At 50.0% G+C, this 22419-nt stretch carries 21 protein-coding genes and 1 other RNA gene; 18 read left to right on the forward strand and 4 right to left on the reverse strand.

The annotated features are described in order from the left end of the window. Nucleotides 1-156 precede the first annotated feature (156 nt). From IPL32_10565 to lepB, 4 genes are all read left to right on the forward strand, one after another. Nucleotides 157-1758: a hypothetical protein gene (locus IPL32_10565; protein ID MBK8466262.1), complete on the forward strand. Its 1602-nt coding sequence runs from the start codon at nt 157-159 to the stop codon at nt 1756-1758. Nucleotides 1759-2069: 311 nt separating this feature from the next. Beyond that, nucleotides 2070-3344, forward strand: coding sequence for a hypothetical protein (locus IPL32_10570; GenBank protein MBK8466263.1), 1275 nt, complete (start codon nt 2070-2072; stop codon nt 3342-3344). Between the two features lie 93 nt (nt 3345-3437). Beyond that, nucleotides 3438-4175, forward strand: coding sequence for a ribonuclease III (rnc, locus tag IPL32_10575; protein ID MBK8466264.1), 738 nt, complete (start codon nt 3438-3440; stop codon nt 4173-4175). A gap of 104 nt (nt 4176-4279) precedes the next feature. Next, nucleotides 4280-5041: a signal peptidase I gene (gene lepB, locus IPL32_10580; GenBank protein ID MBK8466265.1), complete on the forward strand. Its 762-nt coding sequence runs from the start codon at nt 4280-4282 to the stop codon at nt 5039-5041. Between the two features lie 124 nt (nt 5042-5165). Here lepB and IPL32_10585 read toward each other — a convergent pair whose 3' ends face one another. After that, a complete protein-coding gene (locus IPL32_10585; GenBank protein MBK8466266.1) occupies nt 5166-5312 on the reverse strand; it encodes a hypothetical protein in 147 nt (48 codons plus the stop codon). Nucleotides 5313-5329: 17 nt separating this feature from the next. Between IPL32_10585 and IPL32_10590 the strand changes: the two genes are divergently transcribed. Next, a complete protein-coding gene (locus tag IPL32_10590) occupies nt 5330-6226 on the forward strand; it encodes a pseudouridine-5'-phosphate glycosidase (GenBank protein MBK8466267.1) in 897 nt (298 codons plus the stop codon). 2 nt (nt 6227-6228) lie between these two features. Here IPL32_10590 and IPL32_10595 read toward each other — a convergent pair whose 3' ends face one another. Beyond that, nucleotides 6229-7002 (reverse strand): hypothetical protein, encoded by a 774-nt coding sequence (locus IPL32_10595; protein MBK8466268.1) that lies wholly within the window; start codon nt 7000-7002, stop codon nt 6229-6231. Nucleotides 7003-7024: 22 nt separating this feature from the next. Beyond that, nucleotides 7025-7546 carry a crossover junction endodeoxyribonuclease RuvC gene (gene ruvC / locus IPL32_10600; protein MBK8466269.1) on the reverse strand — a complete coding sequence of 174 codons (522 nt, stop codon included), beginning with the start codon at nt 7544-7546 and terminating at the stop codon, nt 7025-7027. A gap of 320 nt (nt 7547-7866) precedes the next feature. Between ruvC and IPL32_10605 the strand changes: the two genes are divergently transcribed. The 13 genes from IPL32_10605 (at nt 7867) to trmB (ending at nt 21228) form a co-directional block, all read left to right on the forward strand. After that, nucleotides 7867-8784 carry a hypothetical protein gene (locus tag IPL32_10605; GenBank protein ID MBK8466270.1) on the forward strand — a complete coding sequence of 306 codons (918 nt, stop codon included), beginning with the start codon at nt 7867-7869 and terminating at the stop codon, nt 8782-8784. A gap of 96 nt (nt 8785-8880) precedes the next feature. Continuing rightward, nucleotides 8881-10209, forward strand: a complete 1329-nt coding sequence (fahA, locus tag IPL32_10610) for a fumarylacetoacetase (GenBank protein MBK8466271.1) — start codon at nt 8881-8883, stop codon at nt 10207-10209. A gap of 166 nt (nt 10210-10375) precedes the next feature. Beyond that, nucleotides 10376-11188, forward strand: coding sequence for a formate dehydrogenase accessory sulfurtransferase FdhD (fdhD, locus tag IPL32_10615; GenBank protein ID MBK8466272.1), 813 nt, complete (start codon nt 10376-10378; stop codon nt 11186-11188). Next, a complete protein-coding gene (locus tag IPL32_10620) occupies nt 11185-13548 on the forward strand; it encodes an FdhF/YdeP family oxidoreductase (protein ID MBK8466273.1) in 2364 nt (787 codons plus the stop codon). Before fdhD ends, IPL32_10620 begins: the two co-directional genes overlap by 4 nt. Then, nucleotides 13548-14159 (forward strand): molybdenum cofactor guanylyltransferase, encoded by a 612-nt coding sequence (locus IPL32_10625; protein ID MBK8466274.1) that lies wholly within the window; start codon nt 13548-13550, stop codon nt 14157-14159. Before IPL32_10620 ends, IPL32_10625 begins: the two co-directional genes overlap by 1 nt. 12 nt (nt 14160-14171) lie before the next feature. Beyond that, nucleotides 14172-15581 carry an amidophosphoribosyltransferase gene (locus tag IPL32_10630; protein MBK8466275.1) on the forward strand — a complete coding sequence of 470 codons (1410 nt, stop codon included), beginning with the start codon at nt 14172-14174 and terminating at the stop codon, nt 15579-15581. Next, nucleotides 15581-16465 (forward strand): tetratricopeptide repeat protein, encoded by an 885-nt coding sequence (locus IPL32_10635; GenBank protein ID MBK8466276.1) that lies wholly within the window; start codon nt 15581-15583, stop codon nt 16463-16465. Before IPL32_10630 ends, IPL32_10635 begins: the two co-directional genes overlap by 1 nt. A gap of 74 nt (nt 16466-16539) precedes the next feature. Beyond that, nucleotides 16540-16912, forward strand: a transfer-messenger RNA (tmRNA) gene (gene ssrA, locus IPL32_10640). Between the two features lie 423 nt (nt 16913-17335). Then, nucleotides 17336-18259 carry a glutamate racemase gene (locus tag IPL32_10645; protein ID MBK8466277.1) on the forward strand — a complete coding sequence of 308 codons (924 nt, stop codon included), beginning with the start codon at nt 17336-17338 and terminating at the stop codon, nt 18257-18259. 59 nt (nt 18260-18318) lie between these two features. Beyond that, nucleotides 18319-19038, forward strand: coding sequence for a ribonuclease PH (gene rph, locus IPL32_10650; protein ID MBK8466278.1), 720 nt, complete (start codon nt 18319-18321; stop codon nt 19036-19038). A gap of 3 nt (nt 19039-19041) precedes the next feature. Beyond that, entirely contained in the window at nt 19042-19797 is a 756-nt protein-coding gene (gene fabG, locus IPL32_10655; GenBank protein MBK8466279.1) for a 3-oxoacyl-[acyl-carrier-protein] reductase, read from the forward strand. Between the two features lie 5 nt (nt 19798-19802). Further along, nucleotides 19803-20537, forward strand: coding sequence for a rhomboid family intramembrane serine protease (locus tag IPL32_10660; protein ID MBK8466280.1), 735 nt, complete (start codon nt 19803-19805; stop codon nt 20535-20537). 7 nt (nt 20538-20544) lie between these two features. Further along, on the forward strand, nt 20545-21228 hold the full coding sequence (gene trmB, locus IPL32_10665) for a tRNA (guanosine(46)-N7)-methyltransferase TrmB (GenBank protein ID MBK8466281.1): 684 nt from the start codon (nt 20545-20547) through the stop codon (nt 21226-21228). Here the strand turns inward: trmB and IPL32_10670 are convergent. Beyond that, nucleotides 21204-22313 (reverse strand): hypothetical protein, encoded by a 1110-nt coding sequence (locus IPL32_10670; GenBank protein ID MBK8466282.1) that lies wholly within the window; start codon nt 22311-22313, stop codon nt 21204-21206. The two genes, trmB and IPL32_10670, sit on opposite strands and share 25 nt — an antisense overlap. Nucleotides 22314-22419: the final 106 nt, after the last annotated feature.

Consider the following 22419-nt stretch of genomic DNA (forward strand, 5'->3'; position numbering starts at 1 on the left):
GGAGATAAAACCGCTTGCCTCATCGACTTCTGAATGGTATATTCAGGATTAGTTTTTACGCAAACGTCCGAAAGGGCTAAATTCGACAGATCGAGATTTCGATCTCCTCCATAAATCTCAAATTCAAATCCGCCACCGAGGTAAAGCATGAAGTTAATGTGCCCCAAATACTCCGTCGCCAGCGCTATTGTGGCGCTTTTTGTTTTTGGCTTTCTATTCACCAGCAGTGTCTCCGCACAGTCAAAAAAGGCTGCCAATACCAAAAAGGCCGTTGCTAAGAAGACCGAAACCCATACAAAGGATGCCAAAAAAGGTCGTGACACTGCGAAAGTGGCTGACCGCGACAAGAAAAAGGACAAATTAACAGCTAAAGAAAAGTCCAAAGCAGAGGCTCAGGCAAAAAAAGATACAAAAAACACCAAGGTCGATCCTAAGAAGGCAAAGGAATCTAAGGCACTGGCCGCCGAACGCCGCCGCAAGGAAGAAGAGAGGCGGCAAACAATACTCGCAGAACAGCGACGCCGCGAACAGGCTCGGCGTGAGGCGATTGCACGAAGACTTGCCTTTGAGCGCGGACTTAGGACAGAAACGATCGCAAATATCTCAAATGACAAAACCGAGGGCGAAGACCTTAGAATAAGGGCCGCAGCTATCAATGCTCTCGGCGAGCATGCCGGTTCGGTCGTGGTTATGGAGGCACAGACAGGCAAGGTTTTGACGATTGTTAATCAGGATTGGGCGGTTCGCAGCAGCATACGGCCTTGTTCGACGATAAAGCTCGTGACTGCCGCCGCCGGACTTAATGAAGGTGTCATAAGCAAGGAAACCGGTGCGGTCCGTAACACCTCGACACGCCGCGATCTGGATGATGCTCTCGCTTATTCGGACAATCCTTATTTCCAACGTGCCGGTGCTCAGATTGGCAACAATAAACTTGTAGAGTACGGAAAAAAGCTCGGCCTCGGTGAACAAACAGGAATTAATCTCGAGGGCGAAGTTCCGGGCAGATTGCCATATTCCAATAATAATGCCCGTATTTACTCGCACGGCGACGATACAGAGGTCACGACCTTGCAGCTTGCGGTTATGGCTGCTGCGATAACGAATGGCGGCCATCGCGTTCTGCCCCGCATACCGAGAAACAACATTGAGAAGGCAAGTTTTCGCACTTTTTACCGTGCAAATGTCGATCTGCCGCAGCAGAACGTCCGTCGCGTGATACCCGGAATGATGGGTGCCGCCGAATACGGCACGGCTCGACGCGGGGTCGATCATTCGCAGGGCATCGCGGGTAAAACGGGTTCCTGTATCGATAAAGGTTCGTGGGTCGGCCTTTTTGCATCGGTAGCACCGGTTGAAAATCCGAAGTATGCAGTCGCAGTTATAACTCGCGGCCCGCGTGCCCGCGGAAAATACGCTGCCGCTGTTGCGGGGCAGGTATACAGAGCATTGAGCGATCAGATCGTCCGCACCGACCGAAATCTGGCTCAGACGGAATTTAACCTAAGGCCAAAGTATGATGCTCGCACCGCCGCCAAGCTGGGCGAAACGGATGACGAGGATGAGGTGATTTCAGATGAGGACAGCACCACTGGCGGCCGTGACATGATCATCGTGCCGAGTGTTCCGACACAGCCTACGACAAAGAAGCTAGTCACAAAGACGGGTGATTCGAAGCCTACATTTCCGCCTGTCGTCATTACCTATGATAAGAATGGTAATACGCAAAAGGCTCCCGAGCGTCAACGTATACAATAAGCTGATGGCATTTTAATAATTTCAGGCATCGGGTAATTTCTGTTTGAGATGGCCCGATGTCTTTTTTTGTTACGCTTTGGGCAGGTTTAGCTTGACACAGCGGAGGAAACTACGGGATTATGTACCTTTTCAAAAGAATTGGTTAGATTGAACATTTCGTTATTTTGAGATAATAAGCCTTGCAAACCATAGCAACTTTCCTGCAAAGCACTTCATCTGAAATAACGCGAATCGAGGAACGATAACCCTCGGACAGTACGGTCAGTAAAGTAAAAGCAATTTTGGTGTGAAAGCCACCGAGGATGAAACAAATGAAAACGATTTTTAGATATACAAACATAGCGGTCCTGTTGGCCGCGTTTATCGTGCTTGGAACTGTGGCTAGCTTTGCTCAGGATCCTTGCGCAGACGCTGAAGGCCAGACTACGTTGGGCGACAAGTTCAGGGCTGAATTTGCCGATAAGTCGATTGAAGGCCGCAAGAAAGCTATCGAGACCGGCAAGCAATTTCTTGAGAAATATGGTTCATGTGACTCAGCAAAGGATCTTGGAGACTATTTCAAAGGCCAGCTGCCAAAGATGGAAGCGGGATTAAAGGTTCTTCAGGATCAGAAGGCGAAAGACGATTTGACCAATCCTTTTGACGCAGCTCTAAAAGCTAAAGATTGGGACAAAGTTTACTCTTTCGGAAAACAGATTCTGGAGAAGTATCCTGATGAATATAGGCCCGTTGAAATCGTTTTGGGTTCAATTGGCGGAGAGGAGGCAGTCACTAAGGCTAATTTCAAGTACGCAGACGATGCACTCGTATTCGCAAAACAGTCAATTGCGGATTTGGAGGCAGGTAAGACTTTCGTTCTTGCAAACAAGCCTGCGTTCGGCTTTTCGTTCTTTTCCTATCCAAACAAGGATGACGCTATTGGATGGTTGAATTATTACATAGGTTTCATTACTAATGTCGTAAAAAAAGACAAGGAGGGAGCTTTACCTTATCTTTACAAAGCGACTCAGGCAGCGTCTGAATCAAAGACCAAAGCGGTTCCGTACTCGTTCATCGGCTACTATTATGCGGCGCAAGGCGACAAATTAGCTGATGAAATTCAGGCATTAATAAAAGCACAAGATGCAAAGGACACTGAAGAGGTTGCGAAACAAAAAGTCGAGGTCATCAAGGCTCGGGTAGCATTGTTCAACGGTACAAATGAACGAGCTGCCGACGCGTTTGCGAGGGCTATATCGCGGGCTCCTGATGCCGCATATAAAGCTGAGATAAAGAAGGCCCTTGAGTTCTCGTACAATCGACGGTTTGGAAAGATGGATGGATTTGATGCGTGGGTTGCGAACGCTCAGAAGCAGCCGTTTGCAAATCCAACTACTCCTGTAACGCCGATCTCGGATCCCGAACCAACTGCTCCGGCTGCGACATCGACCGCGCCGACCGCTCCTGAGGTCAAGCCGAGCGCTCCGGCGACGAAGCCGCCAGCAGTACCGGCGAAGCCTGCTACGACGACGCCGGCAAAGCCTGCCGCGACCACAAAGCCGCAGGCTAAGACGAAAAAGGGCGTTGTAAAGAAAAAAAACGTCTAAGTTAGTCCGTATATCTAAAAATCAGCCGGAAGCGTTCCGTAAGTGATGCTTCCGGCTTTCTTTTTTGTCTTAATCTTCTTAAAATTAGCCACAATGTCTGTTGCACTCGGTAAACTTGAAGCCATCATCGGCCACAAGTTTAAGAATTTGAAATTGCTCGAACGTGCCGTCACGCACCGTTCCTGGGCGTATGAAAATCTGCCGGGCGAACCGGATGAAAACGTGCGTGAGGCAGAAAATGAGTCGATGGAGTTCATTGGCGATTCGGTGATCGGCCTTGTCATTGCCGAACAGCTTTTTATTAGAAATCCAAAACTGAGCGAAGGCGACCTTACGCTGATGAAACACAATCTGGTCAGCGGCTCAGCGCTGGCAACGCTTTCGGAAGCAATAGGCATCGGCGAATTCCTGCGGCTTGGCGGCAGCGAGGTTAAGAGCGGCCGGCGAAAGCAAAGCTTGTTGACAAACGCTTTTGAAGCCGTTGTCGGAGCTGTTTTTTTGGACAGTGGCTACGTTGCGGCCCGCGTAGTGGTCACGAGATTGATGGAGGAAAGGCTGCAAAGCGTCACGCCTGAGGCATCGGTGGACTTTAAGTCGCGGCTGCAGACCGAGCTGCAGGCACAGAAGCAGAAAACTGCAAGTTATCAATTGTTAAAAACAGATGGTCCGCCGCACTCTCGAATCTTTTTTGTCGAGGTAACGTGGGAAAACGGAAAGGCTCGCGGACAGGGAAATTCGATAAAAGCGGCTGAAATGATGGCCGCCGCCGAAGCACTAAAAATGATCGAGCAAAACGAAAAGCCGACGGCGAAACGTGCGAAGCAGAAATAGCGTATTATTGTCCAGTATTTATGTTCAACGAACACACAAAAACAGAGGTGAACGACGCACCTCAGATCAAAGAGATCAAACCACTTGGCCCGCCAAAATCGACGATGCGCGAGTATTTCGAATCGTTTGTAGTCACGCTTGTGATGGCGATATTTGGAATGACCTTTATTTTGCAGGCGGTCACAGTACCGACGGGCTCTATGCAAAATACGATACTCGTCGGCGATTATCTGCTCGTAAACAAGTTTATGTTTACGCCCGGCGGCGGATCGCTTCCGTTTTTGCCGCAGCGTGAGATCGAACGCGGCGACATTATCGTTTTCAAATATCCCGGCAATAAAGTGCATCCCGAAATGGACAGCTCGCGAAACCTGATCCCATATCAAATAAATTACGTAAAGCGTGTGATCGGCCTGCCCGGTGAAACCGTCGAATTTAAGAACAATCAGGTTTTCATTAACGGTCAGGTTTTACCTGAGCATCGTATTATGGGCGACGCTAACGATAACCAGTCGGCCCTCGAAACAAAAGAATTTGAACCGCGACAACCCGATCAAAAATACGACGTCTTTTATTCAGAAGATACGATGGAGCCGATCAAAGCGGGCCAGCAGCTATCGCGGCGCGGTTATGAATTTGGCGTTGCCGGAAAACCTATGAAGGTGCCAGACAACAGCTTTTTTGTTATGGGCGACAGCCGCGATAACAGCGAAGACAGCAGATATTGGGGCTTTGTTCCGCGTGATGTTATCGTTGGGCGGGCGATGTTCGTTTACTGGTCTTGCGATCGCGGAGCGTCGGCTGGAAGCTGGTTTGGATGCATTTCGCATCCGCGCCTAAGCCGCATCGGGCAAATGGTGAAGTAATACCAAGGTTGTGCATATTTTTCCGCCAAAATGGAAAAAAAAGCCGTTTGGGATGTCCAAAAAGCCATCGGCAGTACCCCAAAAAGCCACCGGAAAATTCGTATGAACGACAAAGGTTATGCCTTTATTCATCATTTTGACTACACTTCATCATCGGATATGTTTTGCCGTCATTGATGTCTGCGATCATCTGCGTCTTAAAGTGTGCAACGATCAGCTCACTCGCAGTCTCGATTATGATCAAAATATCGCAGCCAGGATTCCAAAGCACCAAATAAAATTTTCTTAATGGAAATTATTTACAACACCGAGATCTCAAATGCTATTAAGGAAGGCCTGCCTATTGTTGCGCTTGAATCGACTGTCATCGCGCACGGGCTTCCTTATCCGCAAAATCTTGAAACGGCACAAAAGTTGGAATCAATTGTGCGGGAGAACCGAGCCGTTCCTGCAACGGTCGCAGTTTTAGGCGGGAAATTCTGCGTTGGCCTGGATTCCGCCCAGATCGAGAGGCTTGCAACCGAAAAAGGAATTCGAAAGATATCGCGACGAGATCTGCCGATAGCTGTCGCAAGAAAACTCGATTGCGCAACGACCGTTGCGACAACAGCATTCATTGCCCGTCGCGCGGGTATCAAGGTTTTCGCGACGGGCGGTATCGGCGGAGTGCATCGCGGATTTTCTGCGGATGTCTCGGCTGATCTGCCTGAACTCGCTCAGACGCCGATCACAGTTGTTTGCTCCGGTGCAAAGATCGTTCTCGACTTGCCCGCGACTCGCGAATGGCTTGAGACTCACGGCATTCCTGTGCTCGGATGGCAGTGTGACGAATTGCCCGCGTTTTATTCGCGGACAAGCGGATTGCCGATAGATGAGAGAGTCGAAAACGCGGGTGACGTTGCTGCGATCATAAACGCTCGCGACGGATTGAAGCTTGAAAACGCAATTCTCGTAACTGTTCCCGTTCCCACTGAATTTGAGATCGACCGAACAGAATTGGAATCGATCCTTGCAGATGCATTAAAATTCGCCGACGAAAAGGGAATTCGCGGCAAAGAGATCACGCCTTTTTTGCTAACCCAAATGTCAGAAAAAAGCGGCGGCAGAACGCTCGCAGCAAATATCGCACTTCTCAAAAACAACGCTCGCGTTGCTGCCGAGATCTCAAAAGCCCTAACTAAATAATTCTACTTTGCGGACTGTTTTTCCATCTTCGCTTTTAGGGCATCGAGGCGTTTCTGGGCTTCGACGGCCTCGGCTGAGTCGGGAAATTTTGTAATGATCTCCTTCCAACTCGCTCCGTTGTAATGAAACTGCCTCGCGGCCGAATTGAACAGAAAAATGATGCCGAGTTTCCGATAGCGGTCGAGGCTGACAAAGTTAAGATAGTAACTGTGTACCGGAGCGGCCGACGCAGCCATTTCGAGTCGTCTTAGCCTGTTTGTAGCGTCTTTCGAAAGCTTGGACGACAGTTCTTCGAGCAGGTCGCCAAACAGTAAAAGAATCGATGGCCGGTAGGGTGAATTGGGGTAAAGCTCAAAAAATTCAATGGCAGTCTCGATCTGGTCAAATCCGGTTTCAGCCTGAACAAATCTCGACAGTCGTTCCTCATCACCGGAGCGAAACTTACCAAAAACAGCATCTGCCTGAACCCAGCCGAATTGTGCCGGTGGCGCTGTGACGCGATAAAATTTGACGCCGTCTGCCTCGGTCACGCCTTGGATCTGCACTTTTCGCCCGCGACGCATTCTCTGGATCGGTTCGGAAAAAAGGCTTGGACTCATGCGGAGAACTGACAGGGTTTCATCAATGACGATCGCGGTCTGCCCGATCTCAGGCGATCTTGGCGGAATTGAAGGCCTTGTTTTTGTAGAAACAGGCGATCTTCGGTTTTGAGCGTCTGACGAGCCGTAAAAAACGACGGTCACGAGCGCAAGTGTTATAAGTAAACGGAGTTTCATATGGTTTTCTCCGGCCGATACACTACATCGGCTTTCGCGAGGGTTTTTGTTGTAATTTTTTTATTTTGTCCTGCATTCCTGCGTGATGAAAGTGGCAGATCGCTATCGCAAGAGCATCAGCTGCATCATGCGGCGTCGGTACCGTTTTCATCTTTAGCAATATTTTTACCATTTCCTGAACCTGATGCTTCTCGGCATTGCCGTAACCGACAACGGTTTGTTTAACGAGTCGCGGTGCGTATTCGGCGATCTCAATTCCACGCTGTTCCGCCAATAGAAGCATCGTGCCGCGAACTTGCCCGAGCTTTAGAGCAACCTGAGCATTGACAGCGTAAAATGTGTCCTCGACCGACAGCACATCAGGCGAATGCTCAGCCATTATCTCAGCGACGCCGTTGTAAATATTCAGCAAACGCTTAGAAAACTGCTGTTTTGTATTCGATTTAACAGTGCCGTAAGCGACGAGCGCGTATTTTGAGCCGCCACCGTCAACGACGCCCCAACCGAGCGTTTCGCTGCCGGGATCAATTCCTAAAACGCGCATCAAATTTTCCGTTTCGCTAGCTGAGAATATGCCAAGATACTCCAATATTTTGGTCAAATGCAAGTGTAGGAGAATTTTTAACGCAAAGGCGCAAAGGTGCAAAGACGCAAAGGAAGAATTTTTACCGCAGATAAACACAGATCGACGCAGATCTAATTCAGTTAGTTTCAGGTCTTATCTGTGTTCATCTGCGTCAATCCGCGGTTAATTTTCTTTCCGTTTCTTCGCATCTTTGCAACTTAGCGACTTTGCCTTAAATCCTCTTATATGTCTCAAAAGTTGTATAATATTGCCGATATTCTTATTATCAGAAGTTGCGAATGGACACTCTCATAACTGATTCTAACGTCATGCAATCGGTGCGAATGCTTCTCGCGGGTTCGATCGACTACGCCGGACTTTTTCCGCCTGCCGGGCTGTCGATGTCGGAGGCCGTGATCAATTACGCGACCTATCGCAGCAGCAACTACAACTGGATGCTCGGGCGGTTTATCGTAATGGCGGGGCGTCTGCACGAATTTTACGAAAACGCAAGCGAATTAATCCCGAAAGACGGTGCTGATCCGTGGCGGGTGAGCGTTGTTGTCGCGGAAGACGTTGTCGAAACGATGCACCGCATCAAAAATTTTAATTCGAAACACGGCCCAGGCGTTGTTTGCGATGTTGTCGAGATCAAGGTTGCGTCGCAGGGCGAGATCGCAAATGCTGTCGCGTCGCTGCCGGGTGATGTTACCGCGTATTTTGAGATCACGCCGGACGAGAATCTGCCTGATCTTATTGCGACGCTTGCGCTCAATGGCCAACGGGCAAAGATCCGCACCGGCGGCGTCACGCCGGACGCTTTCCCGACTTCTAAAGAGATCATTCGGTTTGTGCGAACGTGCCTCGCGGCAAATGTTCCGTTCAAGGCGACCGCCGGGCTTCATCATCCAATCCGCTGCTTTAGGCCGCTCACGTATCAAAAAGACGCGGTCAAAGGCACGATGCACGGCTTTTTGAACGTATTTATGATGACCGGTTTCGCCCGCGAAGGTTTTAAGGTCAGCTTTCTCGAAGACGTGATGGAAGAAGAGTTTGGCGAGGTTTTTCGGTTCGGAGAACACTCGATAACATGGCGCGACGATTTTTCGCTAAACCTGCTGCACCTCGAACGCCTGCGAAAACTCGGCATCCAATCGTTCGGCTCATGCTCGTTCGACGAACCGGTGTCCGATCTGCAAAAACTTGGAATTTTATAGCCACAAAAGTCACAAAAATGATTTATTTGTGCTTTCTGTGCTTTCTGTGCTTTCTGTGCTTTCTGTGCTTTCTGTGCTTTTTGTGGCCAATTGCTTATGACTTACGAGATAAACGAAACACACGACCCGAACCTCAAAAGCTGGGTCGAATCCGCCAACGATCCGAATACGGATTTTCCGATACAGAATTTGCCGTTTTGCATGTTCTGGCGCTCCGTGGAAAGCGAAGCTCCACACTTGGGCATCGGTATCGGGGACTATATCTTTGACCTTAAACAAGCAATCGTTGCGGGACTTCTCGGCAGTGGATTCGATCCGTTAGCGGAAGAGATCGATCTCTGCGACCTATCATTCCTGACTGAGGTTTACGGCACAGCGATTCTTTCGGATCTGAGGCGGTCGGCGTTTGAAGTCCTCCGCGATGATGCTGACATCGAGATCATCGAAGATGCGAAAGAATGCATGATACTAATGAGCAAGGCGGATCCCGAACTCGCATTTGAGATCGGCGACTACACCGACTTCTACTGTTCGATCTATCATGCGACGAATGTTGGGTCGATGTTTCGGCCGGACAATCCTTTGCTGCCAAATTATAAATATGTGCCGATCGGTTATCACGGGCGGGCTTCGTCGATCTTGATCTCGGGGACGGACATCAAGCGGCCGAAGGGGCAGAATCGTACAGATCAGGAAGCTCCGCCGGTGTTTATTCCGTGCAAGAGTCTCGATTACGAGATGGAGGTCGGGTTTTTTGTCGGGCAGGGAAATGAGCTCGGCACGTCGATACCGATCGGCGAGGCGGAGAAGCATATCTTCGGGCTGTGCCTCGTCAACGACTGGTCCGCACGCGACATACAGGCCTGGGAATATCAACCGCTGGGTCCGTTCCTCGCCAAGAATTTCGCCACGACGATCTCGCCTTTCGTGGTCACGATGGAAGCTCTCGCACCATTCCGCACGCCCGCGTTCGAACGCGAAGAAGGCGATCCCGCACCGCTCGATTATCTAGCCGACGAGACGAACGAAAAATTCGGCGGCATCGACATCAATCTCGAGGTCCTTATCCAGACCGAGAAGATGCGTGCGGAAAACATCGAACCATTCTTACTGAGCCGTTCAAACATGAAAGACCTCTACTGGACGATCGGCCAGATGCTCACGCACCACGCCTCAGGCGGCTGCAACCTCCAAACCGGCGACCTTATCGCCACCGGCACGATCTCCGGCAAGGAAAAGTCCGAACGCGGCTCGATGCTCGAACTCTCCTGGCGAGGCACCGAACCCATCGAACTCCCCTCCGGCGAAACCCGCCGCTTCCTCGAAGACGGCGACGAAATAATCATGAAAGGCTACTGCGAACGCGAAGGCTTTCGCCGCATTGGCTTCGGCGAATGCCGCGGGCGGATCCTTCCGGCGGATTAGGAGTTTTTGACCACATAGGAATATAGGACACATAGGTTTTTCTTGCTATGTGTTCTATGTTCCTATGTGGTTTGCTTAACCGCTCTGTTAAAATTCAATTGTGAAAGCAGCGCAAAGTTTATCTCAATCGTCAGTTCGGCGCGACGTTACTGGTTCGGATGAGCAGATGTTCGAGGATGTTCTCGCGGTTGAGGAACCGCTTGAGATCAGGCTTGGTTTTCACAAGAATGGAAAGACTGAACATCGGGCGATCTCGATCACGATGCGCACGCCGGGTAACGATGCCGAACTCGCCGCAGGTTTTCTATTTACAGAAGGCATCATCAAAACCGCTGACCAGATCAAGCAGATTAGACACTGCGGTCTCGCGATTGGCAAAGGAAAAGGTGCGATCGACCGTGCGAAAGCCCTGAACTCAAACACAATTCGCGTTGATCTAAGCGAAGGCGTTGACATTGATCTGAAACGCCTTGAACGCCACTTCTACACAACCTCAAGCTGCGGCGTTTGCGGAAAGAGTTCTATAGACGCTCTCAAAACCGGAGCCGAAAAGATCGACAACAAATATCAACCAAAGATCGAAGCAAAGGTCATTCACGCCCTGCCAAAAATTCTACGCGCATCGCAAGACGTATTTGAACAAACCGGCGGCTTGCACGCGTCCGCGCTGTTCAATTCAAAATGCGAATTAGATATTGTTCGCGAAGACGTAGGCCGCCACAATGCTCTCGACAAGGTCATCGGAGCAAAATTTATGGAAGGCGAAACACCGCTTTCGGACAAGATCTTGCTCGTCAGCGGCCGCGCGAGTTTTGAGCTTGTTCAAAAGGCATTGATGGCCGGAATACCGATCTTGGCTGCTGTTGGAGCGCCTTCGAGTCTTGCTGTTGAACTTGCCGCTGAATTCGGCATGACGCTCGTTGGTTTCGTTCGCGACGAGCGATTTAATATCTACACAGGCGAAGCGAGGATCATATGAAGTCTGAACAGCAAGATCAGATTCGAGAGAAGTCGGAAGATCTGCGCGTAACAAAACCCGCAACTACCGCCGCCGGGATCAAGTCGATCGGTAAAACGATGAGCAGCGCTTTTGGCAAGATGGGTGTCATTCGCGGCACTCGTGGCCTGCTGAACCTCAATCAAAAAGGCGGTATCGATTGCCAATCCTGCGCATGGCCCGACCCTGATGAACATCGCTCTATAGCGGAGTTTTGCGAGAGCGGAGCAAAAGCGCTTGCTGACGAAGGAACAAGGAAACTTATAACCGCAGATTTTTTTAAGCGACACAGCATTGATGAGCTTTTGGAAAAAGACGATCACTGGCTGAATGCCCAAGGCCGTTTGACCGAGCCTGTAGTTTTACGAAAGGGCGGAACGCATTACGTGTCCATTTCGTGGCACGAAGCATTTGATCTTATCGCAGAAGATTTAACTGCACTCGACTCGCCCGACGAAGCGATCTTTTACACGTCAGGCCGCACTTCTAATGAAGCTGCGTTTCTTTATCAACTGTTTGTTCGGCAATTTGGCACAAATAATCTGCCTGATTGTTCGAATATGTGTCACGAATCGTCTGGCGTAGCTCTGACCGAATCGATTGGGCTGGGAAAAGCGACCGTTCGACTTTCTGATTTCAAGAAAACCGATCTCGTTATAGTGATCGGCCAAAATCCCGGAACAAACGCGCCGCGAATGATGTCGTCGCTTCAGGATGCAAAACTTGCGGGTGCGAAGATGATAGCTATCAATCCACTGCCCGAGGCCGGCTTGATGAATTTTGTAAATCCGAACCCGCAGCATTACGCAAACCCGCTGATGTTTCCCATTGCGCTTCTCGGCGGCAAACCGACGCATCTTGCCGATCTCCATTTGCCCGTTCGCATCGGCGGTGATATGGCTGTTTTGAAAGGCATGATGAAGGTGATGCTCGACCGCGAGCGAGCAGAGCCCGGAACCATTTTTGACCAACAATTTATTGCCAAAAAAACCGTAGGCTTTGACGAATTGATCGATTGTTTGGACGCCACGATGTGGGACGATATTTTCAGCGAAAGCGGATTGACCGAGGCTCAAATTATTGAGGCCGCAGAGATGTTTATCAATGCGAAACGTGTCATCACGTGCTGGGCGATGGGCCTGACGCAGCATAAACAGGCGGTGGCGACGATACAGGACGTTGTAAACCTGCATCTGCTGCGCGGGCAGATCGGAAAGGAAGGTGCCGGACTTTGCCCTGTTCGCGGACATTCAAATGTGCAGGGCGACCGCACGATGGGAATTACGGAGAAGGTCAGTGAAAAATTCTCCGCCGCCCTCGAAAGAGAATTTAATTTTACGCCGCCATCGTCCGATGGTTTCAGTACAGTCGAAAGCATCAAGGCAATGAGCGAAGGCAAGGCTAAGATCTTCTTCGCGATGGGCGGTAATTTTGTGAGTGCGGCACCCGATACAAATATTGTGTTTGATGCGTTAAAACAATGTCGGCTGACCGTGCAGGTGATCACAAAACTAAATCGCACCGCCGTCGCTGTCGGTGAACAGTCGTTGATCCTTCCATGTCTCGGACGCTCGGAGATCGACGTTCAAGCGGAAGGCGAGCAGTTCGTTTCGACGGAAAGCACAATGCTAAATGTGCAGATGTCGAAAGGCATCTTTAAGCCTGCGTCGGAGAGTTTGCGAAGCGAACCGTGGATAGTCGCGCAACTTGCCAAGACAACTCTTGGTGAACGAACAACGGTCGATTGGGACAAAATGGTCGCGAACTACGACAATATACGCGATGTGATCTCGCGTGTCGTTGATGGCTTTGAGGACTACAACGAGCGGATTCGTAAAGACGGCGGATTTTATCTTCCAAATCCGCCGCGTGAGGGCGAGTTTAAAACAGAGACCGGCAAGGCTCAGTTCACGGCGAGTTCGATGGAAAAGATCGTATTGCAAAAAGGCCAACTGCTGCTGACGACGATCCGTTCGCATAATCAATTTAACACGACAATTTACGATCTAAGCGACCGCTATCGAGGCATCGAAGGCGGTCGCCGCGTCATTTTTCTTAATCCCGAAAACATCACTGAACTTGGTTTGAAAACAGGCCAGGTCGTCAATCTCACCAGCCATTTCGAAGGCGTCGAACGTCACGCCTATAGATTTATCGTCGTACCGTATCCGATTCCAAAAGACTGTGCCGCAGCGTATTTCCCAGAAGCAAATCCGCTCGTTCCGCTCGGCAGCGTGGCCGAAAAAAGCCAGACGCCTACATCAAAATCGTTGATAATTTCAATTCAGCCGACGGACGAAACAGCAGGGAAATTTGACGGTGAATATACAGGGGAGTCCTGATGGATCTCGATGCTTTCATATTGATCGGAGGCAGATCGTCGCGACTCGGCACGGACAAGGCGTTTGTCGAACTTGGCGGAAAAACTCTCGCGGTTCGATCTGCTGATATCGTCGAAACAGCTCTCTCACCGAACCGAATAACTTTTGTGGCACGCGATAAAGACCAATTCAAACCTGAACTCTTATCTTCACTTGGTCATTCGGTAATCGCCGATCAAAAACCGGGCTTCGGTGCATGGAGTGGCATTGATGCTGCCCTCCGAAACGCACAAAGCGAATGGATATTCATTTTAGCGTGCGATCTGCCATTTGTGTTGGCTGAATTACTGCAGCTACTCGCGGGTTTCGCGAAAGGCGATAGCGAAGCAGTTGTGCCACGACAAGCTGATGCACGGCTGCAGCCTCTATGTGCTTTTTACCGGATAAAACCGACGCTTGCCGTTGTAGAAACAATATTTACAGGTCAAAGCTCGCCGCCGCCGCTAAATGCGATCTTTGACGGTCTGCAAACCCACATCATAGAGCCTGACGAATACGCAGAACTTCCAAATGCGGAAAAATTGTTCTTGAATATCAATACTGAGAATGACCTATCGGCGGCTTTGTCCTAAAATGATATTTGAATGGATATCGTTCTCGACAAATTGCTTGAGGAATGCGGCATTTTTGGCATCTTTGGCCACGCTGAAGCCTCGACGCTGACGCAGCTAGGGCTGTTTGCCTTGCAGCATCGCGGGCAGGAGGCTTGCGGGATCGTTTCGTCGGACGGGTCAGATTTGTTTCAATTTCGTGAGATCGGTCTGGTTGCGGATGTGCTGAACGAAGAAGTTTTGAAGAAACTTACGGGTTCGAGTGCGATCGGACATACGAGATACTCGACCACGGGTAAAAACACGATCGAAGAAGTTCAACCATTTTCCGTCACGTGCCAGCATGGCAAGATCGCGGTTTGCCACAATGGAAATCTGCCATTCGCGCAGCAAAAACGCGGCGAGCTCGAACAAGCCGGTGCGATCTTTTCTTCAACATCTGATACAGAAACGATACTGCACGGCGTCGCACGAACACAGGCAAAGGACGCGGTCGAAGCGATCCGTGCCGTGCTGAAAGATACCGAAGGAGCGTTTTCGCTCCTGTTCCTGACGCCAAAGGCGCTGATCGCAGTCCGCGATCCGCGAGGCTTTCGGCCGCTGGTTTTGGGCAAGTTTCAGGGAGCATTTTGCGTAGCGTCCGAGACCTGTGCGTTCGACCTTATCGACGCCGAATACATCCGCGAGATCGAAGCGGGCGAGATGCTTATCATTGACGAAAAAGGCCTGCATTCGTCAAAACCATTTGAGACAAAACCGGTGTCGGTCTGCACATTTGAACACGTCTATTTTTCGCGTCCAGATTCGACGATCTTTGGTCGTTCGGTCAACGAATCGCGGCACAAAATGGGCAAACGTCTCGCGATCGAGCAGCCATGCGAAGCCGATCTGATCGTGCCCGTGCCGGATTCCGGCGTTGCGGCGTCGATCGGCTACGCAAATCAGTCGGGCATCAATTTTCGGCAGGCGATCATCCGCAACCACTACGTCGGCCGCACGTTTATCGAGCCTTCGCAGTCGATCCGTTCTTTTGGCGTGCGGCTTAAACTCAATCCGATCAAGGATCTTATTAACGGACGCCGCGTTGTACTGGTTGACGATTCGATAGTTCGTGGCACGACTTCGAAAAAGATCGTCGAAATGGTCCGTGACGCAGGTGCGACCGAGGTGCATATGCGTATTTCGTGCCCGCCGACCGCACATTCCTGCTACTACGGCGTTGACACACCAGACCGCAACGACCTCATCGCCGCCAAAATGTCGGTCAGCGAGGTCTGCGAATATATCGGAGCCGACAGCCTCGGCTACCTCTCGCTCGAAGGAATGCTCGAAGCCATCGACATCGACCCGTCCAGATCCTGCACCGCTTGTTGGACTGGAAAATATCCGACGCTCATCGCTGAAAGCAAGGCGGCTTCCTTTAAGGTTATCGGAGAGAACTAATGAATCGACTTGGTTTAATTATTACTTCTACATTATTGCTATTGGGTTCTTCAAGTTACGCCCAGACTTGGGGTTGTGGTGAGAGAGACTTCAAATGTCAACTAGATGGTAGGATGAAGGCTTTTGAAGATGACCCTAAAAATCCGGAAAACTATTACAATATCGGTATAGTTTTTCAAAGGAGTGGTGCGCACAAAGAAGCTGTCGAATCATTTAGTATGTACATTCTGATTCCTGGCCTTAAACCTGAGTTTGTCGCCGATGGACTTAACAATCGGGCCATTTCACAACGTGCGTTGAAAAAATTCGACCTAGCTTATGCCGATTATACGAAAGCTATCGAGCTCAATCCAAAAAAACCAGAGTTTCTTGTAAATCGTGGAAATGTATCTGTTGATGCGAGGAAATTTGATGTGGCCCTTGCGGATTATAATCGGGCTATAGTCGTTGACCCTAAATATGCACAGGCCTACGCTCAACGCGGGGTTTTATACACTAACCAATCAAAAATTGACGAGGCGTTGCGTGATTTTGGGAAATCTATTGAGATTAATCCCACTTATGCAGAGCCGTATTACAATCGCGGCACAATTTACTCAGGCAGGAAAGAATTTGCTAAGGCGATACCCGATTATGAAAAGTATGTTTCATTGATCAGCGATCCTAGGTATCTCGCCGACGGATTTATGAATCTTGGTATTGCTCGTTACTACACCGGTAGTCCACAAAAAGCACTTGATGATTTTACAAAGGTCATTGAATTACGACCAACATCGCCCAATGGTTATAGTGCAAGGGCTATGCTTTTTCGTGAAATGAAGAAATCTGAGCTTGCAGCGGCGGATGAAAAGAGAGCGGCAGAACTTACTGCTCCTCCAAAATGATAGAACAACCCTTTTGTGCAAACCCAAGCCTTTCATTTTTCATCAAACTAGCGTAAACTGACCTTCCTCAGAGTGGGGGCGACAGGCTTCGACAGGGGCTTGTTTAGATCTTTGAATGCACGTCGGGCTTTTTGCTTGTGAGCTCGTTAAAAAAACTTGCAAAAAACAAATGCTAATCAAGAATTAGCTCTTGCTGCTTAGTTAACTCTAAACCAGAAGTGTCTTACCGGAAGTCAGCTTGTAGCGACTGGTCAAGGCATAACTCAGTACAAGCTCGCATCACGTCTCCACCTGCGGCGTGAAGTTAAAGTTAGTCGGGTTAGCTGCCGATGAGGTCTTGTTGGTTCATCTGCTCTTTGACGGCGAAAATCAAGTGAACCAACTAAACGTGTAGATTTTACTGGTCGCAACCTTTGGATGCGGGTTCGATTCCCGCCGCCTCCACCACTTTCTTTCATAACTAGAATTTAATCACATCATTAATGTTGATAGTAAAGAGCGTTGCATCGTTAAAAATATTGATGGTTTGTGCAACAATTTGTTAAAATGCTCGTATCAGACATTATCGTTTGTCGTTGAGACCGACCATGAATTTGGTTGTCAAGTTGTTTGAAAATCTATCGTAATGGAACGCAGAAAAAGTTTTTTTCAAAAATCGTGGAATGGTGCTGAAATGCATCTATAACCCTAATGTTCACAAGGTTTAAACCGTTCCACTCCGCAGTGGAACGCTAGTGGAACGGGAACAAGCTCGAAATGCGGTAACACCTGTTTCTGCAATGTTTAGCGTATTTTAGGCCCATAGCCGTATTCCAAGCATTTTATACCGAAAAAACGTTGGGACAGTGGGAAAGTTTGGAACCTAGTCGAATGCCGCAACAGGGCAAATGCGATATAGTTGTTAGTAGCGTGAATAATTTACCGATAGGCATTTTTGACTCAGGCGTCGGCGGTTTGACCGTATATCGGGCATTGCACAACCGTCTGCCGAATGAGCATTTTGTCTATCTTGGCGACACGGCGCGTGTGCCGTATGGGACGAAATCGCTTGCGACGGTAGAACGTTATGCCATAGAGAATTCGCAGTTTTTGGCGTCGCGCGGGATCAAGATGCTTGTTGTTGCATGCAACACGGCATCTGCACTCGCGTTGCCAAAGATCCGCGAAAAGATCGGCCTCGATGTCGTCGGTGTGATCGGTCCCGGCGGGCGAAAAGCGGTTGAATTGACGAAAGATAAGTCTCATCCACGGATCGGTGTCATCGCGACCGAGGCGACCGTTGCCAGCAACGCGTATTTTGAAGCGATCCGGCGTGCGTCGGACACTGCCGAGGTGTTTCAGGCCGGCTGTCCCCTCTTTGTGTCGCTTGCCGAAGAGAATTGGGTCAGCGAGCCCGAGACGGCTTCTATCGCTGCCAAATACCTGGCTAAGATGAACGAATTCCGCCCCGACGCTCTCGTCCTCGGCTGCACACATTACCCGATCCTGAAAGATGTGATACAGCAGACAGTGGGCGAAAATGTTAAGCTAATTGATTCCGGCGAGGCAACCGCCGAAGAAGTCGAACAGCTTTTGGCCGACAAAGGCCTCGCAAATCCGAACGCGGTCATCGGCAAACGCGAGCTTTGTGACGATCTCGATCATTTTTACGTGACGGACGCCGCCGACAGATTCGCCCGCGTCGCCGAACGATTTCTCGGCACCAAACCGTCGAAACTCGAAGCGATCGAAGTTTACGGCGTTGATGAACTGAAGAGGAATTCACCGCTGATAAACGCAGATAGACGCGGATAATTTAGTGAGATCATATCTGTGTTTATCTGCGTCCATCTGCGGCTAAATTGATTTAATAAATGAGTTACGAACGAATAGACAAAAGAACCCACGACCAGATACGCAACACGAAAATCACGCCCAACATCTCGCCCTACGCCGAAGGTTCGGCGCTGATCGAGGTCGGCGGTACAAAAGTGATCTGCACAGCTTCGGTCGAGGATCGCGTGCCGATGTTTATGCGCAACAAAGGCCTGGGCTGGGTCACGGCTGAATATGCGATGCTGCCGCGTGCGACCAACACGCGTACACAGCGTGAAACAAACCGGCCGTCAGGCAGGACGCAGGAAATTCAACGCCTTATAGGCCGCAGTTTGCGTGCCGTGGTCGATACCAAATTGTTGGGAGAGCGCCAGATATATCTCGATTGCGATGTGATACAAGCTGACGGCGGTACACGCTGCGCTTCGATAACGGGTGCGTATGTTGCGTTGGCTCTTGCATGCCGCAGATTGGTAAAACAGGGAACTATAAAGACCTCGCCGATCTTGAGCGAGGTTGCTGCGGTCAGCGTTGGCATTATAGAAGGAACTCCAATTCTCGACCTTGCTTACGAAGAAGATTCCAACGCCGATGTCGATATGAATGTCGTTTGCACCGGTTCAGGAAAATTCATCGAGATGCAAGGCACAGCCGAACGCGAGCCGTTCTCACGCGAACAGATGGACGAAATGCTGATACTCGCTGACATCGGCGTGAACAAACTTTTTGAGATCCAACGACAAGCGCTGGCGGGATAAGTTATGAGTGTGAAGGAATTTGAAGGAAGATCGGCGATCGTTACCGGCGGCCCACGCGGCATTGGGAAGGCGATAGTTTTGGAATTGGCGCGGCGCGGCGCAAACGTGGCGTTTAATTATTCAAAGAGCGCCGATGAGGCTGAAAAGCTGAAAGCCGAGATCGAGGCATTGGGCGTCAAAGCATTTGCGGCTCAGTGCGACGTTGCAAATACAGAGGCGGCGGCGGAATTTGTCGGTCAGGTCAAAGATGTGTTCAGCACGGTCGATTTGTTGGTCAATAACGCCGGCATCACGCGTGATCAGCTCATTCTTCGTATGAAAGAAGAAGATTGGGATGCTGTGATCGACACAAACTTGAAAGGCGCATGGAATTTTTCAAAAGCAGCTGTGCGGCCGATGATGCGGAATGATAACGGCGGTTCGATTTTGAATATCACATCTATTTCCGGCGTCGTTGGGATGCTGGGACAATCGAATTACTCCGCGTCAAAAGCCGGAATGATCGGCCTGACAAAATCGCTCGCCAAAGAGATCGCCAGCCGCAAGATCACCGTCAACGCCCTCGCCCTCGGCCTCATCGAAACCGAAATGGCGTCTGAGATGAATGCTGAGTATCGCGAAAAATATCTTACGATGATACCGCTTGGCCGCCTTGGAAATGTCACAGAAGTTGCCCAGATCGCGTGCTTTTTGCTTTCTCCCGCCGCGGCATATATTACCGGCCAAGTCATCCAAGCCGACGGCGGCCTCGCGATGTAAGCAAAATGTCTCTGAAATACCAAACTGAAGACGTCGAGCCGGAAGTTCAAGATACACAGCCTGCTCGGAATTTAGGGCCGACTCCGTATTACACAATTATCTTCATCGCGGCTATTGTCGCTGTAGCTCTGGTTCAATTGGGAACGGGCCTCGAAGCATCTATATTAGCGGCCGGTTTTGTTAAGCCTGCGCTTATCAAGGGCCACGAATACTGGCGCATCCTGACAGGTGCGACGACGCACGGCAGCGTTTTGCATGTCGCGATGAACTGCTACGCATTTTATAGCTTTGGCAAGATCTTTGAAATGCTGTCGAACCGTGCTCATCTTGCCATCGTGTTTCTACTTTCGGCAATAGGCGGAGGCATACTGAGCCTCGTGTTTCAGCCGGATGGAATTTCCGTCGGAGCTTCGGGTGGGATTGTTGGGTTGATTGGGTATCTAGCGGTTTACGCTTTTCGACGAAGGCAGTTCATTTCGCCGGAGTTTAGAAAGAGTCTCTTGATCAACATCGGATTTATACTTGTTTTTGGCCTTGTTCTTTATCAGGTCATCGATAATTTCGGGCATATCGGCGGACTGATAACGGGAGCGGTTTATGGCTTTTTACAGATACCATCAGACGAGCATATAGATCCGAGGGAAGCGGGTTCGGTAGTGAATTCCATTGGACTTGCGGCGCTTGGGATTTACATTGCGGCGTGTGGATTTAGTATTTTGCTGATCTTGCAAGTAGTCTAGTTTTGTTATGCCCCGCGTTCGTGTACATCAGCATGTCAATCCGTTCGCCTCGCATTATCGGCAGGCTCCGGCACCGGTTGACTTAAAAGCGGCGTTTGCCAGGCCGGAATTGCCGCTCCATCTGGACATCGGCTGCGCACGCGGACGGTTCATTTTGAAAATGGCAGAGGCCGAGCCGCAGTGGAATTTTCTCGGCGTCGAGATCCGCGAGCCTCTCGTAACTGAGGCAAACGAAATCGCCGCAGAGTGGGGCCTTGAAAATCTCCATTACGAATTCTGCAATGCAATGATCTGGCTGGACCGGTTGCTCGACGATCTTCCCGTTGGTTTATTACAGGTCGTAACGATCCAATTTCCTGACCCGTGGTTCAAGAAAAAGCACGCAAAACGCCGGATGGTCAATGCCGAGTTGATCGAAGCAGTCGTGGCAAAACTAGCACCTGAAGGACGCATCTTTGTTCAAACGGACATCGAATTTTTAGCCGAGGAAATGTTTGCTCTCTTTCGTTCTTGTAAAGAACTAAGGGAGGTTGCGATATACGAAAGCCCTTTCCCCTTAAAAACCGAAAGGGAAAGGGCGGTCGAAATTAAGGCGCTGCCGATCTATCGGGCTATGTTTGAAAAGTCAGAACCGCCCCTCGAAGCAGACGGTTCCAACACGGAGAATTACCAGTTTATATCAACCTCGTAGGCATCGGCACCGCTGCTTGGGTCAAAGACCTGAACGATCGCCGTGAAATCATTGTCCCACGAAGGCTGTTGCCTTACCGTCACCGAACCGCGTCCATTTCGTTTGCGGGCCGTCACAGATCCCGGCCTAGCCGCGAGATAGCCGGTGATGTTAAAGTTAACGCCCGAAAGACCGGTTCCAGCTGAGTCCTGAGTTTGAACGTCCGATCCAGAAATGATGATGTCCGCGGTTTGGTCAACGCGGCCGCGCCACCTTACACTTCCAGAGCGATATGGTTCATTCCCTGAATTACCAGATCGTGCCCATGAAATATCGACCGTGTAATTGTCTGATCCACCACGTGAATCAACGACCTGAATGATCGCCGTATAGTCATTAGTTCTACTTGGCTGTTGGATAACACGCACATCTCCGCGCCCGTTTCTCCGTGTTGCGGAGACGATAGTCGTGCTTCGCGGCAGGTTCCCATTCATATTCTGATAGTTTACCTGCAAACCGGAGCCAGCTACATCCTCGGTCCTTATCGTACCGCCACGGATAATGATATTTGCCCGATCATCGACCCGGGCGCTCCACGATGCAGTGCCGACTGAACCACTTCCTCCCCCACCGGGATTGGGCGGAAAGTTGCCGAGTGGGACGTCATAGGTTCGCGGACGATTGTTATAACCGTCATCGTAGCCTTGCTGAAAATAGAGTCCGATGTTCGCGTCGTAACCGCGTCCGGCGTTCTCGCCCGGCCTATTTTGACCTCCGTTTCTACGGTCGTTTTGGCCTATCGTGAAACCGGAATCGTATGCACTTCGCTGCGAATTCGTCCAGCGAACTATCGGCCGCACGCTGTCAAAACCGGCAGAGTATCCGCGACGGTAATGATCTTCGTACTGTGATTCAAATTTGTTGCGGTATCGGCGATAGTCGTTGCTTCGATTACTGTTAGCGTCAGCCACACCGTCCTGATAGCCTTCATCGTAATATCCACATCTTATTGGCGAAGTTGTATTTCTGTCGCACTGCGCCGAGACGGCTATGCCGCCAAAAGCGATCGTGCTAAAGAGCATCGTGTAAAGAAATAATTTTTTCATATTGTGTTCCCTCCTGACTTTTAACCGTCAACGGATTGTTTTTGGTAATTCCGCCGCTGTTTTGGATGAGTCTGTTGCAGGTAAGCGATGCAAACGATTTGTAGTT

This window comes from Chloracidobacterium sp. (assembly GCA_016711345.1).
GTDB lineage: Bacteria > Acidobacteriota > Blastocatellia > Pyrinomonadales > Pyrinomonadaceae > OLB17.

Coding starts and splice junctions, on each gene's coding strand:
- IPL32_10565 (MBK8466262.1), top strand. CDS start 157: ATGTGCCCCAAATACTCCGTCGCCAGCGCTATTGTGGCGCTTTTTGTT.
- IPL32_10570 (MBK8466263.1), top strand. CDS start 2,070: ATGAAAACGATTTTTAGATATACAAACATAGCGGTCCTGTTGGCCGCG.
- rnc (MBK8466264.1), top strand. CDS start 3,438: ATGTCTGTTGCACTCGGTAAACTTGAAGCCATCATCGGCCACAAGTTT.
- lepB (MBK8466265.1), top strand. CDS start 4,280: ATGCGCGAGTATTTCGAATCGTTTGTAGTCACGCTTGTGATGGCGATA.
- IPL32_10590 (MBK8466267.1), top strand. CDS start 5,330: ATGGAAATTATTTACAACACCGAGATCTCAAATGCTATTAAGGAAGGC.
- IPL32_10595 (MBK8466268.1), bottom strand. CDS start 7,002: ATGAAACTCCGTTTACTTATAACACTTGCGCTCGTGACCGTCGTTTTT.
- ruvC (MBK8466269.1), bottom strand. CDS start 7,546: ATGCGCGTTTTAGGAATTGATCCCGGCAGCGAAACGCTCGGTTGGGGC.
- IPL32_10605 (MBK8466270.1), top strand. CDS start 7,867: ATGGACACTCTCATAACTGATTCTAACGTCATGCAATCGGTGCGAATG.
- fahA (MBK8466271.1), top strand. CDS start 8,881: ATGACTTACGAGATAAACGAAACACACGACCCGAACCTCAAAAGCTGG.
- fdhD (MBK8466272.1), top strand. CDS start 10,376: ATGTTCGAGGATGTTCTCGCGGTTGAGGAACCGCTTGAGATCAGGCTT.
- IPL32_10620 (MBK8466273.1), top strand. CDS start 11,185: ATGAAGTCTGAACAGCAAGATCAGATTCGAGAGAAGTCGGAAGATCTG.
- IPL32_10625 (MBK8466274.1), top strand. CDS start 13,548: ATGGATCTCGATGCTTTCATATTGATCGGAGGCAGATCGTCGCGACTC.
- IPL32_10630 (MBK8466275.1), top strand. CDS start 14,172: ATGGATATCGTTCTCGACAAATTGCTTGAGGAATGCGGCATTTTTGGC.
- IPL32_10635 (MBK8466276.1), top strand. CDS start 15,581: ATGAATCGACTTGGTTTAATTATTACTTCTACATTATTGCTATTGGGT.
- IPL32_10645 (MBK8466277.1), top strand. CDS start 17,336: ATGCCGCAACAGGGCAAATGCGATATAGTTGTTAGTAGCGTGAATAAT.
- rph (MBK8466278.1), top strand. CDS start 18,319: ATGAGTTACGAACGAATAGACAAAAGAACCCACGACCAGATACGCAAC.
- fabG (MBK8466279.1), top strand. CDS start 19,042: ATGAGTGTGAAGGAATTTGAAGGAAGATCGGCGATCGTTACCGGCGGC.
- IPL32_10660 (MBK8466280.1), top strand. CDS start 19,803: ATGTCTCTGAAATACCAAACTGAAGACGTCGAGCCGGAAGTTCAAGAT.
- trmB (MBK8466281.1), top strand. CDS start 20,545: ATGCCCCGCGTTCGTGTACATCAGCATGTCAATCCGTTCGCCTCGCAT.
- IPL32_10670 (MBK8466282.1), bottom strand. CDS start 22,313: ATGAAAAAATTATTTCTTTACACGATGCTCTTTAGCACGATCGCTTTT.